The organism is Candidatus Woesearchaeota archaeon, assembly GCA_016188115.1.
GTDB lineage: Archaea > Nanobdellota > Nanobdellia > Woesearchaeales > GW2011-AR9 > JACPIK01.
In genome coordinates this window covers 198,718-213,578 of the sequence record JACPIK010000002.1, presented here as the reverse complement: position 1 = coordinate 213,578, position 14,861 = coordinate 198,718, and the positions used below count along the sequence as shown (strand labels likewise).

Below are 14,861 nucleotides of genomic sequence, written 5' to 3'. Positions count from 1 at the left end.
AAGATTACTAGTTAGTTGCAATTGTTTATTTGTTTGAATTTTCTTCAAATTTCTGGAAGAACCTAAACTTAGGATTCCGGCCACTAATTCTTTGTTCAATATTACGTGTAAAAAGAAAGAGTTTAGCACATATCTCATCTAATTTTGCAGCGAGAAATTCAAAGTCTCTAGTAGAAAGAAAACCCAAATATTTAGAGAGGTTAATGAGCACTTCTACTTCTTTTGCTGACGCAAATGCAGTATTGAGATAATGAATGAATTCTTTTGGGCTGGCTTTGTTACTTCCTTCGACAATATTAAGAGAGATAGATACGGCTGCGCGTTTTATTTGGGATGTGATGTTATGTTCTTCAGAAGCGGGAAATTTATGAACTACTTTGTAAAGTTCAAGAACGAATTGATAGCTTAAGTGATATGAGTCAATCGTTTTATACAAACGAGCCATAGAAGAGAGAAAGTCCAAGGCATTATAAATTTGTGTGACGGTGAGAGGTGAGCCAGTCGTAGTAAAGAGTGAGCTGGGTTCTAGTGCTCTCGCTAACACGTTCTAAATCTAAAATACAAAAACACTTTCACTACTAAAAATAATTTCAACAATAAAGAATCTAAACAATAGTCTTACGACTACTTGTGTTAAAACCAATGATAAGAAGAAAACAAAAAAGAGAGTCCCCCGAAGGGGACTTCCTTAATGTGTCCGTGAAATTCTTGCGAATTTCTGGACCACCAGAACAAGTTCTGGAGGTAATGAAAAAAGCCATATGTAAATCGACATAAAGGTGTGGACGTTAGTGAGCGCGTGCTGAATACGTCGTTGCCTTCGTACTTACACACCGCTTCTATCAAACGGCTGTTATTGCCGTGCCCTAAGGGGTCTCTTTTCAAGGAGCGCTTCGTGCTTAGATGCTTTCAGCACTTATCGCGTATTGCGTAGCTGCTCGGCGTGCCTTGTCAGACAACCGATCGACCAGAGGCAACGAACCTTCGTTCCTCTCGTACTAAAAGATCCTTCCTTTCAGACCCCCAACATTTCCAGTAGATATCAAACAAACTGCCTCACAGCGTTCTGAACCCAGCTCACGAACCCTTTTAATGGGTGAACACCCCCACCCTTGGCAGCTTCTGCACCGCCAGGATAGGATGAGCCGACATCGAAGAAGCAAACCGCGCCGTCGATATGAACTCTCGGGCGCGACAACTCAATTATCCCCGGAGTAACTTTTCAGTCATCTCAAGCCCTCATTAAGAAGGCATTGAGGTTCGCTAGGCCACGCTTTCGCGTTTGGAATTTGTTATGGTTAAAGTCCAATCAGGCTGGCGTTTGCCCTTGCACTCTACTTCGGATTTCTAAACCGAATGAGCCAACCATTGGGCACTATCGATATCTTTTCGACAGTGTGCCACCCCAGCCAAACTGTCCACCAATCGTTGTCCCTCAAAGAGGTGAGTGATGTAGTCCATAGAGAGTGGTGTTACATTATTGCCTACGCTACCAACTGACGTCCGTAGCATCAAACAGCTCCCACTTACACTATACAATACAAACCGCATCACAGCGACAGGCTACAGTAAAGTTTCACGGGGTCTTCGCTTCCCACTGGAAATCCCTGGCCTTTGCACCAGGAAAGAGTGTTCAGGAGACTCTAGCTTGGGACAGTGACGATCTCGTTACACCATTCATGCAGGCCGTCATTCAAACGGCAAGGCATTTCGCTACCTTAAGAGAGTTATAGTTACTCCCGCCGTTTACCAGCTCTTCACCCCGTTGGAACGAGGCTTAAAGTACTGGCACTGGGCAGATGTCACCTTCTATACACAGCGTTTCCACGTAGCAGAAGGTTAAGTTTTTGTTAAACAGTCGGACCATCTTTGTCACTGAGCCCTGAAATCGCACCCATGCGGATACGAATCCAGGGATCCCTTATACCGAAGGTACGGGACTAATTTGCCGAATTCCCTAAGCTAGTTTATTCTCACACATCTTAGGCTTCTCACCTAGGGGCACCTGTGTCGGTTCTGGGTACGGTTATACCAAATCTATCTTTATTTCCTTTTCAGGGATTCCAGATATCAACTGAACGAACCATAGGCCCGCTATTCTAAGATTTACTCTGGTTCTCATCATTATGATACTCCCCAGACTTATTCTTATTAACACACCTGACGCGATGTGTCAGTCTATTCCGAAACGTCGGATATAAAGCTTGCGTCACCGCGTATATTGGCATAGTAGCTGAATATTAACAGCTTTCCCTTTCCCTCTACTCCGTGAGGAGTTAGGTTAGGACCGACTAACCCTTGGCTGATTTGCATTGCCAAGGAACCCTTGCCCTTACGATGGCAGAGATTCACACTCTGCTAAGATCCTACTACCACCAGGATATTCATTCCATAAAGGTCCACATCTTCTTACGAAAACGCTTCTACCCTATACAGACGCCCACCTACACCCACTTATCGTGGTCTACAGTATCGGCAATCAGCTTAGACCCGTCAATCTTCGGGGCTCACGATCTCAACGAGTAAGCTGTTACGCACTTTTTAAAGGATGGCTGCTTCTAAGCCAACCTCCTCGCTGTCTAAGATCACGAACGCCCTTTACCCTTTATCACTTAGCTGACATTTTGGGGCCTTAACTGTAGTTTGGGTTGTTCCCCTCTCGGAAGCCAAGTTTACCCCAAGACTCCCTGTTTCCCAACGTCTACGATGTCACAGCATTTGGAGTTGGACAGGAAACCGACAGGTTTCCCCGCCTAAGCTTCTTATCCGTCGCTCTACAGCCATGACAATCTCGGTTGAGACTTGACTAAGGTCAATTTCGGTGGGAACCCGCTATGGCCGGGCTCGATTGGCTTTTCACCCCTAGCCCCAGGTTAGAAGAACACTTGCACGTAGCACCTCTTCAGGCCTCCACGAGGTGTTACCCTCGCTTCACCTTACCCAGGGTTAGATCGCCCGGTTTCAGGTCGTACCCATGTGACTTGCGGCACTTTCATACCGCCCCCCTCGTTACCTGCGGGGTTTTGCTTTCGCTATGGATTCCCTTTTTTTGAGGTTATCCTTGCCACATAAGTACACTCCCTGGCACGTTATTCGAAACGCACGGTAGAACTCCTAAAAGCCCTACCTTACCATCACTGCTAGGTTTCAGGTTCTTTGAACTCCCGATTAAGGATTCTTTTCAACGTTCCCTCACGGTACTCTTTTGCTATCGGTCTCGTAACGTATTTAGTTTTAGAGGTTAATGCCCCCCAGATTCCTGCACCAATTTCAAGGTACAGTACTCCGGATACTTTCTACTACCTTCTACTTTTACTCTACGGGACTATCACCCTGTAACGTATTGTGTTCCAACAAACTTCGAGTCAAGAAAAAGGTCATGATGAAAGTCCACAACACCACATCTCCATACCGTTACCAGTACGGATTCAGTTTGAACTATACCGCGTTCGCTCGCTGTTACTAACGGCATCTCAATTGATTTCTTTTCCTGCAAGTACTAAGACGTTTCAATTCCTTGCGTTCCCCGACCCTGACGGGCCTATTAAGAGAAGTCTCATTCGGAAATCTCCGGTTCGAAGCCTACCTGCGGCTCGCCGGAGCATATCGTAGCTTGTCACGTCCTTCTTCGGCATTACGAGCCTAGTCATCCACCTAGCAGCATAACTAATTTTAGGTCTTAAATTTTTTTAAGGTTTGCAACCTAAGATATGTCGATTTACATATGGCTCATTACTATGATGTGATATCGCGGAGTTAATACTCGCTCCATCATGCTCAGCCAAAACCGCCGAGAACAGTATTCTCGAAGATTTTTTTGTGCCATCCCTCAAAGATAGAGTTCAGGAACATGTTCACTTACGTGAATGGACCCGTCGGGATTTGAACCCGAGGCCTCCTGCTTTCTGAGATAGAAATATTCCATCATGCAAGGCAGGCGCTCTACCCCTGAGCTACGGGCCCAGGATATTTCAATCAGGATACATGAAAATAAAAAGGAAGCGACATTAAATGAGTTATCATTCTTTGTAACTTCCTTTTTGTTTCGTTTCATTTTTTACGAAAAATGAAAAAAAGGAGGTGATCCAGCCGTAGGTTCCCCTACGGCTACCTTGTGACGACTTAACCCACCTCACCGAATCTGGATTTGATGCAACTAAAAGCTGCATCTCACCCAAACCCAACTCGGTTGGTTTGACGGGCGGTGTGTACAAAGAGCAGGGACATATTCACCGGGTCGTGATGAAACCCGATTACTAGGGATTCCGTTGTCATGAGGGTGAATTACAACCCTCAATCTAGACTAAGATGAGGTTTCGAGGTTTAGCTTCACCTTTCGGTGTTGCATCCCATTGTCCTCACCATTGTTGCGCGCGTGTAGCCCAGCAGATTCGGAGCGTACAGACCTACCGTTGCCCACACCTTCCTCCTTGTTTCCAAGGCAGTCCCCATAATGTGCCCAGTCATACTAAAGTACCCGCTGGCAATTATGGGCATGGATCTCGCTCGTTACCTCACTTAAGAGGACACCTTACGGCACGAGCTGACGACGGCCATGCACTACCTCTCGGCTCGTCAAGTAAGACATTTAATCTGACCTTCATTCTGCCGTCGCTGCTGGTGAGATTCTCTGCGTAGAGTTAGATTAAACCGCACGCCGCACCCCTTGTAGTGCTCTCCCGCCAATTCCTTTAAGTTTCAGCCTTGCGACCGTACTTCCCAGGCGGTGAGCTTAACATCTTCACTCCGACACTGCATATTCCTAAAAGAATATGCAACACCTAGCTCACAGCGTTTACAGCTAGGACTACTCGGGTATCTAATCCGGTTTGCTCCCCTAGCTTTCGTTCCTCACCGTCGGACCCGTTCTCGTTAGGCGCCTTCGCCACAGGTAGTCCTCCTGAGATTATAGCATTTTACCGCTCCCTCAGGAATACTCCTAACGCCTCCCGGTCCCTAGACTGGCAGTATCTCGAGCACGCCGTTTTGTTGAGCGCAACGATTTCACTCAAGACTTACCGATCCGGCTACGAACGCTTTAGGCCCAATAAATGCGATTGCCACTTGTGGCGCAGGTGTTACCGCGGCGGCTGGCACCCGTCTTACCCACCACTTATTCGCCAAGCTATTTACACTTGGCAAAAGCCTAGGCTATGCCTAAGCACTGAGAGTCCCCCTATCGCACTTGCGTGCATTGTAGAGGTTTCGCGCCTGCTGCACCCCGTAGGGCTGGGGTCAGTGTCTCAGTACCCCTCTCCGGGCTCCCGCTTTCACGGCCCGTACCGATCGTAGGCTTGGTAGTCCTTTACACTGCCAACTACCTAATCGGCCGCCAACTCATCCTTAGACGTTACCTTTGAAGAAAAGAACATTCCAGTATCAATTCTCTATCCGGGTTTACCCTCAGTTTCCCAAGGTTATCCCAGATCTAAGGGCAGATTATTGACGTGTTGCTGAGCATTCAGCCTGGCCATTGCTGGCCTCTGACTTGCATGGCTTAGTCGAACTCTCATAGCAGCAATCTCCCGCAGGATCAACGGGAATTAGAATTATATCCTTAGATGTTAGAAAACATCATTGTTATTGGTCGTAGATCGCTTTGCTTATTACTTAATTTGGAATTTCGTGGATCACCAATTCACACTCAAGATTAATTGAGCGCACATATGTAGCAGTTTGGGAAAGACAGTTATTAATAAAGGTTTCGGTTTGGACGACAGATGAAGAGTTGGCGGTTAAAAAATGAGGAATTTAGAGAAATGTGTTTAGCAAGGTTAGCGTCCAAAGGTGAGGGTTGGCAAGATAAAATACCAAGAGGCCGAGGGGTCGCTCCGTCCGGGAAACGGTCGTTGCAACGAGAAATACATCGACAAGCCGAAAGATGCTAACCGCTAAAGAGTAGAGAAAAAAAGAAACGGGGAGTACCGAGAGCAGAGACGAAACCTTATTTGGAGGGATAAGTTTCCTTAGCGACTCGTTCAAGGTTACTGTATAATTGAGTGGCGAGTTCGTGAAGAGCTGTGTATCTTTCTGGTAAAAACTGTTTAACACCACCATAGTACACATCGTGCATCCCTTGATAAATTTCTGGCCCAAGCGTAATAGAACCAGCCCTACATTCATTCAAAGAAGAAATGCCAACTTTTCGTGCATCTGTTTCCACTCGTTGGTGTAATTGGACCAAAACATCTAACGCGTTAATACCTACTTGTTCTTTTGTCATTTTCCGTCTCCAAACACCAAACCGAAATATCAAGTAAATGCCAACTAGTTAAATATTATTCACCCCTAACGGGAGTATAACAACAAAGTTTAAATAAACACAAACTCCCCAATCTAAAAATGACTGTTGAAACCATCTTAGAAGAGATCGGACTTACCAAAAATGAGATCAAAATTTACCTGGCACTGTTGAAACTAGGATCAACAAGTACAGGAGCAATCCTCAAAGAAACAAAATGCCATGCATCCAAAGTGTATGATGGACTAGAAAGATTAGCCGACAAAGGATTAGTAAGCCATGTGATCGTTGCCAATACTAAACATTTCAAAGCAGTCAGTCCAGAACGATTGATTGATTTCTTAGATGATAAAAAAAAGAACATCCAGAAACAAGAAGAGGAAATGAGAAAGTATCTTCCCGAGTTGAAAGTGCTGCAAGAAATGGGCGCTGAGGATACAGATGCAGAAGTCTTTCGTGGTTGGAAGGGCATGGAGACCGTTTTTAATGAGGGCATTAAAGAAATGAGCAAAGGAGAAATCTGGCATGTATTAGGAGCATATGCAGGAGAAGATCGCAAGCGCACGGATGTATTTATTCAACGTGTAATCATGAAATGCGAACAGAAGAAGATGAAGTGGAAAATAATCTATAACGAAAGCGCGCGAAATACATTCAAATATGAACAGAAGTCATCGATCACAGAGAATCGATTTTTGAATCAAGAAACGCCCGCCACTATTAATATTTACAAGGATACGATCTTTATTGCTCTATGGATGAAGAACCCCATTGCATTTCGGGTGCGTAATCAAAAAGTAGCGGACTCATTTAAGCTTTATTTTGAATTTATGTGGAGAATAGCAAAACCATAAAAAATTGAACAAAACAGAAAAAGGGAAAGTAGAAATGTGAGAAAATCCTAACTAGCTTGGATCTTACGTCTACGTTTGGCTTTTTTGAGCTTTTTGCGTTGCCATTTCCAGCGCATTTGCCCTTTTTTCTTCCAGCGTCGTGAACTTCGTTTCATCTAAATTGTGGAAAAGGAGGTGTTTTATAAATGTTTCTAAGAATGATTATTCAAGCTCATGGTTTAAAGAGGTTATCAAACTACTGATCCAATCATTTATTCTCATTCTCCCCCTTTTGTAGACCATCTAATAATTTTGAATCTTCCGAGGATAATTCCCACCCCATTGCTCCCAAATTCTCTTTGAGATGATTAGGGTTTGTTGATTTTGTTATCGTAATAATGTTTTGTTTTGCAATCAACCAATTCAGTGCGATTTGTGCGGGCGTTTTATTGTACTTTTGTGCTAGCTGTAGGATTAATGGGTGTTGGTGAAGTGCGCTATCGCCGCGAGCTAATGGACGATACGCGATGATAGTGATATCATTTTTTTGACAATAGGGAATTATCTCTGATTCCATGTTGAGAGTATTTACAGATGATGTTCCGTTGTTTCTGGCAATAAGATTGTATTCTATTTGATTTGCGACAATAGGATGCCAAGAATATTTGCGTGCTTTCTTTAGTTGTTCAACAGAAAAATTACTAACACCAATGAATCTCACTTTCTTTTCATCCACAAGTCTAGCCATCGCATCCATGGTTTCTTCTAAAGGGATATTGGGATTGTAGGAATGAATCAGATAGAGATCAATATATTTAGTGTTAAGACGTTTAAAACTCTTTTCTGCTGCGGCAAGCAGATCTTTGTAACGCAGATTGGTTTTGTAGACTTTAGTTGTAATGAAAAGATCTTTGCGGTTAAATGGTTGGATTGCCTTGCCTACAAGTTCTTCAGTGTGCCCCCCGCTATAAATTTCAGCCGTATCGATATGAGTATAACCCATTTTGATAGCCTGTTGAATTGCGTCGATCGATTCTTTGTCTTTTGAGAAATCAGCTTCTCTTTCACCGCCGATTTTCCAGGTACCAAGACCAAGAACAGGGATGTTAACTTTTTTGGTTAGAGGTTTGAATTGCATCCTATATCACTTTATTCTAGATGAGGGAGATAATAGAACGGACTCCTATTTAAGCCAAACCGTTCAATAAAATCTAATGGACCCTGTTCTAAGATTGGTCCTTTCACCCCATAACGATGAAATATTATTGTAGGGTTACTTCCAGCGACAAGACCAACATGGTATGCTGGAGATAATGGAGCTGAGCTTATAACCGCAATTGCACCAGGAGTTGGTTGTGTTAGATTTGAAATTCTAAGAAGATTTAGAAAATATTTCCATTCAAGATGATCCTCATCTACATACTTATCCTTGTTCACCAATCCCAAAACATAAAGCAGGGTACCAACGCAATTTGTTTCTGTCTCTCGGGTCGTGAGACGTGCAAGTTCCATTCTCTCACGTTGCAGTGGTGTGATCATATTGAGAAATTATCTTACTGTATTTAATAATTATATGCGAAATTCTATTCCACATTCCCCATTAAAAATAACCTACTCTGATTCTTCGCTTGATTATTGATGTACTCAATGAATTGATTGATGGTTTGGTCTTTCTTTATGATTGTAAGAGTATTACTTTTGATAGGTACATTGAGATAATCTCCAGATCCATCAACATAATGGATTACACCGCCAGCGTTATCATTCCAAATAGGAGTGAGGTCAATGATGATTTCTGAGAATTGTGTTTGTTGTAATGAGTCATGAAGTATTTGGTAATCTTTCCACGCGAGTTTATATGCAGTAAGAGATAGTTTAGTTAGTTTTTTGATGAGGAGAAAAGAAAGGAATGGGAGTAGAAGTGAAGAGAGATCATTCTGGGTTTTTATTGGAAGAGATGCAGTTGCATAGGAATAAAGCAATGGATTTTTTTCATGTTTGAGAGGGAGAGCAAGAAGAGTCTGAGAAAGAGATGAAAGAGTTTCGAAATCGAAGATATCGTACAAAGTAATGGAGGGAAATGGCATTGCAGTTTGAAATGCGTGTTGGACTTGTTTTTGTACAGTTTTGTTAAGGTAGATGGAGTTAAGCATGATGAAACCACCCTGTGAATGTAAGACGTTGTGTGTCTTTGATAACTTCTTCTACTTCATGAAACGATTTAGATGATACTTCAAAGAAAACAAACGTATTGAATTGAGGGATGATACGTTTAGCAACTTTTGTTGGCTGGTTGTTCTTGGAATCATAGAGAGCAAGAGCGCCACCATCTTGTTGAGTTAGATCGGAAAGATAGTATATGAACGCAATAGCGCGACCTTCTAATTGATCATCGTGGGGAAGAAGAAAATGAGTGTTTTCATAGATAGAACCAAAAAAATCAATGTGTTTGATGTTTAATTTTTTACCGGTGATGTCTTGAAGTGTTTTGAAAAAATCTGGATTTAATAGATGGTGACGAAATTCTTGAATTATTTTATTTTTTGAACTGATGAGATCTTTCGTTTGATAGAAATGAAACAAATCTGCTTTCTTTTCTTCAAAGAGTTCTTTGAGTAGTTCTTCTGTGAGCTTTGTTGCCGCTGAATCTGGTAGAAAGTGGGAAATGATATAATGAGGAAAGGGCGAAGTGTAAGTTATTACTGATGAAAATAATTTTTGCTGAAAAAGAGACTTTGATGAGAAAAGATTTTTTGAGACCATAGTATGAAAGTTATTACAAAAGTTATAAAATTAATTTTATCTTTAAATATTACTATGGCAGATATAATTTTGTTGCTACGCTGTTTGACGATCTTGTTCAAGTATTTCTTCTAAAAGCAATACTTGTTCACGAGCCCAGGATTGGTCAGAGGGGTTTAACCAAACTAAAGTTGATTTTGCATATGTTAATGATTGAGCAATACGTTCTGGTTGAGTTGTACCCCCATCCATATAGTGAAGACTCATGTTTGCAAAAAGTAAATGAGCTTTAACATAATCACGAGGGGAAGCCCCTTCCTCAACGACTAATCTAAAAATATTCTCCGCTGTTTGATATTGTAAAGCTGCTTCTTCAGGCAAATCTGCAGAGTCATATATTAAAAATAATTCTTCAGACAGAATTAAAGCTTGAATCAGCGCACTGCGATTCCAAGAATCACGGCGCACAGCATCAGCACAGAGAAATGCTCTTTGGGACTGTTCTAAACACATTGTTGAACGTATCCCCTTTGGAGTTGAGTGACCTATTTTGCTATATTTCCAACCAAGAGTAACATAATCACCCATTGTTGCTGATTCAAGTACTTTATCAAAAGGAAAAAGATTGTTAACCATGGTATGAAATTTAATAGATAATTCCCACAACAACACCTTCGATTTGTTCAAAGCGAATTTTTTGTTGATCCGGTTCTGATACGTTGTCACCTTTAGCAATGTAATAAAAACCTTTGCTATCTTCACCAACATTAATCACACGATGAATGTAAATTGATTCATTTTGATGGTAAGAGATGATATCTCCTCGTTGAATTTGAGTAGGTGATCGAGGTTTGATTTGAAGAGCATTAGCTTTGTCATCAAAGAGAGGATCCATGGAATTAGTGTTGGTGAAACGTGACCATTGAGCATTTTCAACTGAGAGAATAATTTTGTTGCCAAACACATGAATTTGATCTTCTTTTACCCAGTCGCTAGGGGAAAGACGTTCTTCGACACCTGCTTGAGCAAATGAAAAAGTGAAGAGAAGTAAAGAGAGAATAATGATTGAGAGTATACTGGCAATAATCACTAAGAGCTTCATTATGTCACTAGAAAGTAACTACTTTTTAAATATTTCTGTAGGTTTGCTACCAAGGAATAACTTCTCGATTATGGAAAAATTTGCCAGTAGGGTTAGTGCCATCTGCACCTAATGCTAGCCACACAATAGTATCTGCTCCTTCTTGCACACTTTGAGGGGCGCGTGGTCCACCCATGTCGGTCTTAATCCAGCCGGGATGAACACTATTAACACAGATGTCGGTGTTTTCTTTGAGTTCATCAGCAAGGACTTTAGTAACAACATTAAGTGCTGCTTTTGACATCCTATAGGCAGCATAGCCGCTGTCCATTTTATGGAGTTGCCCCATAATGCTTGAGACATTAATGATTTGACCATCTGCGGAAAAGATTGGTCTGAGTGCTTTGACCATACGCATCGCACCAAAAGTATTGGTTTCAAGAGATTGAAGGAAGATATCATGAGGAAGATCGAGGATTGATTCAGATGCGGAAAATGTAGAATCATTGGATTCTGCGAAGATGCCAGCGTTGTTGATGAGAATGTCAACTCGACCAACGGTTTGCTGAAGAGCTTGAAAAAATTGTTCACAACTTTGATCTGAGGTTACGTCTAATGGGTGGAAGTATATGGTGAGACCTTCTTGTTGGAGCTGATTAACCGCCGCTTCACCTTTTTGGGAATTACGACAGGTGAGAATGACAATAAGTCCTTTTTGGGCAAGTTGTCTTGCAACTTCAAATCCAATACCGCGATTGGCACCAGTGACGACAGCGATTTTTTGATCCATGGATTTAGGAAGGAATGAGAATTTTATAAGAATTGTGGGAGTGGAGAAATGAGGATGAGATTTTACAGAGGATTAGTCAAATCGAAACTTTTATAAAAAATTTGATTGCTCGAATTAGTATGAATATACTTCTCGTCTCCAATGAAAAAAATGCTGCAGGTGCTGTTCGTGCGAGCATGTATGCCGAGCAGTTTGATGATATTGAACACGCACTACGAGAACTTGGATTTAAAGGAGATTTAGAGAGACGTAGAAAACGAGGTTTTAAAGCTCTTGAAGCGATGGTCGCAGGAGATTATGATTCAATAACAACAATTAATGAAATTCAAGAAGCGTTACGAATTACCGGGCACGAAGTTAAGTACGTAGATATTTCAGATATGGCGAGTGTCGTTCGAGCTGCTGCCTCGGGGCAATTTGACAAAGTCTTTAACTATGCAGAAGGATTATTGCCCCTTCCATTTAATATACGTGAAGTTGAAATCCCTCTTCTGACAACCCAATTGCAACTAAGCCATACTGCCTCTCACCCTAATGTTTCACGGGTTATTTTTGATAAGTATCTTTTTGCCCAAGCACTTACTAACCTTGGAATTGCAACACCTTCAGCAGTGTCAGTGGTTCGTGGAGATCAGTACCAAGGAGCATTTCCAGTGTTTGCAAAACCACAATGCGCCGGTTCAGGAGTAGGAATCGGAAAAAACAAAGCAAATACGGCTCAAGAATTAGATCGAATAGTACATGATCTTGTTGTTGAATGTTTACAACCGGTCATTGTTCAACCACTCATTGAAGGAGCAACAGAGAGTACTGTTCCAATTTTACCCTATAAAAGAGAGATTGTTGTTTTTCCACCCATGAATATATTTCCTCCTGGTAGTGCAGGATATACTCGAGTAGCAAAGTTTGGAAAAGATGCAAGCAAAGTAGTGTATGAATTAGAACCCGATTTAGATCTATGTGAGCAACAAAGAAACCTTTGCTTGAGAGCATATAAAGGATTAGGAATGAGAGGAGTTGCTCGCTTCGATATTATGCGAGATGGCAAGCCACAATTAGTAGAAGCAAATCAACCTGCCGGTCTTTACAGTGGAGGGATAAACCTTAGACAAGTAGAGCACGATCCTCGAGAAATACTTCAGAACCCATCTATGAGCGATTTGCCAAAAGCTGTTATAGCAGCGGTTAACAACCCACGTTATAGAGAAGAGTTTGGATTACCTCGAGAGTTAGGCTCATATGTAGGCATTATTGATGCGATTACTCACGGTGGAACGCAGTATTCGAGAAGGTAGATTTTACTTCAAACACCCATCTGGGAAATAATTCAGTGTGTGATCTTTGAAAAGAGGAAATGCTTCAAAGTCGGAAATCATAGAAGCAAATTTTCCTCTGATGTCAACAAAAATCCTCTGAAAGTCTTCTTCACTTTGAGTTTCAATCTCCATGCCGATGCGCCATTTACCGATGTGTTTGACCAAGAATGTTACTTGAGGGATACTCTTGAGATAGTAGTATAGATTTTTTTCTTGTTCGAGATTAAGTTGAGTGATAGAAAGAAAGAGCATATGGGTTTTGTAACCAAAGGCACCCGGATTGATAAACATACGAAAACCGAGCAGAATATCTTGTTTTTTAAGTTCTTGAAGTCGGTTCCTAATAGTATTAGAAGTAACATTTAGTTTTTGACCCAAATCAACATAAGAAACAGTTGCGTTAGTGTTAATGTGTTGAATTATCTGTTTATCTAAATTATCAAGATGGAAAAAATTATTACGTTTCATGGCATGATACAATTCTTGGCGTAGCTTCTTTGTTGGAAGAATGTATGAACGTTCAAAATCATGGATCTCAAGATAAATCAGAATCTCGTAATCACGAATAATAGCCCCATATCCCAAGATCATTTTCTCAAAGAGGGAGTTAAATTGGAAGTTATCTTCACAAGCAAAATTAACGACAAGGTCCCAATTACCACCTGCTTCGCCAAGCCAGGATACCTGAGGGTGATGTTGGAGATAATTAACAAAGTTGTTCTTTTGTTCTTGAGTTGCGTTTAGAAGGCGAATCACAACTCGATACCAATTATACCCAGCAGTAACACTATCAAAGATGGCGAACGCACCAAAAATAACTTTTTCTCGTTTGAGACGTTCAATACGATATTCTACAGCCTGACGTGAGAGTTGAACGAGTTTGGCAAGTTCGCTTGCAGGGAGACGAGCGTTCATGTCTAAGTTTGCAAGGATCTTGCGGTCTTTGAGATCAATTTTAACCATTTTTTGCTATATTTCATTTATTTAATATAAATATTCCTATAAAGTAAAAATATTTGATGAAAGTTTGATATAATCCTTGCTTCGAGGTAATTTTGGTTTGGTGTTGGAGATATGATGGTTCGACCCACACAAATTACGTTTGCAGGAGCTTTTACAGTTGGTGAAAAGAAGACCGATACTCATCAACGAACAATCGATGATGCTCTTGTTGAAATGAACCATATAGGAATTGTTGTGAATGATATCGATTTTGGACGAAAGCTTGTATTCTATACCCAATTTGGTTTTGAGGGTATTCTTCGGTTGTATGAACAACGACGAGGCCGATTGTGTGGTAGAACGCAAGAGATGTGCGAGGTTCCTGCTCGAGAGATTCTAGAAACGCTGGTTGATAAAGACTTATACGATCGAGCTAAAGAAATGTGTCAGAGGAATGGTGTTTCTATTGTTCTTAATAATCCAAATTACAAAGCATTCCTCACAACAAGAGTTGTTCCAGCATTAATTGAGCAACGTTTACAAGAATATGAGTTACAAAGATTAGATCATGACTTTACGATTTATTCTGAACGAGAGTTGCGCAATATTGTTTCATCTCGAATTCAACCAAAAGGAAAATGGAGACAGACATTTGAAGACATTATTGTTGAAGATACGAGTGGAAAACGAACGCTTCTGGATGAAGTTAAGACTCATTTTGGAACACCAGTTTGTGGAGGAATTATGCTCGCGTTGTATGAGATAGTAGTAGAGCAAAGATTCTATTGTGCAGCGGAGCTATATCCTGTTGCTGATAAAGCAACGATTGAAAATGCACATTCTTTGTATGAAAGATTGCATTCCGTTAATTCTCAAAAGTGGCCACTACAATTTGTCAATACGAGGTATTACTAAA

At 41.3% G+C, this 14,861-nt stretch carries 13 protein-coding genes, 1 tRNA gene and 2 rRNA genes; 3 read left to right on the top strand and 13 right to left on the bottom strand.

From position 1 onward, the window contains the following. Positions 1-25: 25 nt before the first annotated feature. The 5 genes from HYV86_01190 to HYV86_01170 all read right to left on the bottom strand — a co-directional run bounded on the left by HYV86_01190 (position 26) and on the right by HYV86_01170 (position 6,223). Entirely contained in the window at positions 26-544 is a 519-nt protein-coding gene (locus tag HYV86_01190; GenBank protein MBI2572446.1) for a four helix bundle protein, read from the bottom strand. 317 nt (positions 545-861) lie between these two features. Further along, positions 862-3,662, bottom strand: a 23S ribosomal RNA gene (locus tag HYV86_01185). A 205-nt stretch (positions 3,663-3,867) separates the two neighbouring features. Further along, positions 3,868-3,963 (bottom strand) — tRNA-Ala (locus HYV86_01180). 111 nt (positions 3,964-4,074) lie between these two features. Continuing rightward, positions 4,075-5,547: ribosomal RNA gene (locus HYV86_01175) — 16S ribosomal RNA — on the bottom strand. The 16S and 23S rRNA genes sit together here with 1 tRNA gene alongside, the layout of an rRNA operon. Before the next feature lie 397 nt (positions 5,548-5,944). Continuing rightward, complete coding sequence (locus HYV86_01170; protein ID MBI2572445.1) at positions 5,945-6,223, bottom strand: hypothetical protein; 279 nt, start codon at positions 6,221-6,223, stop codon at positions 5,945-5,947. A 119-nt stretch (positions 6,224-6,342) separates the two neighbouring features. Between HYV86_01170 and HYV86_01165 the strand changes: the two genes are divergently transcribed. After that, the gene (locus tag HYV86_01165; protein ID MBI2572444.1) at positions 6,343-7,095 is read left to right on the top strand and encodes a hypothetical protein; all 753 of its coding nucleotides are present in this window, start codon (positions 6,343-6,345) and stop codon (positions 7,093-7,095) included. A 247-nt stretch (positions 7,096-7,342) separates the two neighbouring features. On the opposite strand, the gene HYV86_01160 is transcribed toward HYV86_01165, so the two are convergent. The 7 genes from HYV86_01160 to HYV86_01130 form a co-directional block, all read right to left on the bottom strand. Further along, the gene (locus HYV86_01160; GenBank protein MBI2572443.1) at positions 7,343-8,212 is read right to left on the bottom strand and encodes an aldo/keto reductase; all 870 of its coding nucleotides are present in this window, start codon (positions 8,210-8,212) and stop codon (positions 7,343-7,345) included. An 11-nt stretch (positions 8,213-8,223) separates the two neighbouring features. Then, positions 8,224-8,613 carry a hypothetical protein gene (locus HYV86_01155; GenBank protein MBI2572442.1) on the bottom strand — a complete coding sequence of 130 codons (390 nt, stop codon included), beginning with the start codon at positions 8,611-8,613 and terminating at the stop codon, positions 8,224-8,226. Between the two features lie 44 nt (positions 8,614-8,657). Then, complete coding sequence (locus HYV86_01150) at positions 8,658-9,227, bottom strand: hypothetical protein (protein MBI2572441.1); 570 nt, start codon at positions 9,225-9,227, stop codon at positions 8,658-8,660. Next, complete coding sequence (locus HYV86_01145; GenBank protein MBI2572440.1) at positions 9,220-9,837, bottom strand: 2OG-Fe(II) oxygenase; 618 nt, start codon at positions 9,835-9,837, stop codon at positions 9,220-9,222. Before HYV86_01145 ends, HYV86_01150 begins: the two co-directional genes overlap by 8 nt. Before the next feature lie 75 nt (positions 9,838-9,912). Next, complete coding sequence (locus tag HYV86_01140) at positions 9,913-10,452, bottom strand: hypothetical protein (protein ID MBI2572439.1); 540 nt, start codon at positions 10,450-10,452, stop codon at positions 9,913-9,915. A gap of 10 nt (positions 10,453-10,462) precedes the next feature. Further along, positions 10,463-10,918: a hypothetical protein gene (locus HYV86_01135; GenBank protein MBI2572438.1), complete on the bottom strand. Its 456-nt coding sequence runs from the start codon at positions 10,916-10,918 to the stop codon at positions 10,463-10,465. 46 nt (positions 10,919-10,964) lie between these two features. Then, entirely contained in the window at positions 10,965-11,687 is a 723-nt protein-coding gene (locus HYV86_01130; GenBank protein MBI2572437.1) for an SDR family oxidoreductase, read from the bottom strand. Positions 11,688-11,806: 119 nt separating this feature from the next. On the opposite strand from HYV86_01130, the gene HYV86_01125 reads away from it, so the two are divergent. Continuing rightward, the gene (locus HYV86_01125) at positions 11,807-12,982 is read left to right on the top strand and encodes a hypothetical protein (protein ID MBI2572436.1); all 1,176 of its coding nucleotides are present in this window, start codon (positions 11,807-11,809) and stop codon (positions 12,980-12,982) included. Between the two features lie 3 nt (positions 12,983-12,985). On the opposite strand, the gene HYV86_01120 is transcribed toward HYV86_01125, so the two are convergent. Next, entirely contained in the window at positions 12,986-13,966 is a 981-nt protein-coding gene (locus HYV86_01120; GenBank protein MBI2572435.1) for an Lrp/AsnC family transcriptional regulator, read from the bottom strand. Positions 13,967-14,077: 111 nt separating this feature from the next. Between HYV86_01120 and HYV86_01115 the strand changes: the two genes are divergently transcribed. Next, positions 14,078-14,860: a hypothetical protein gene (locus HYV86_01115; protein MBI2572434.1), complete on the top strand. Its 783-nt coding sequence runs from the start codon at positions 14,078-14,080 to the stop codon at positions 14,858-14,860. Position 14,861 lies beyond the last annotated feature (1 nt).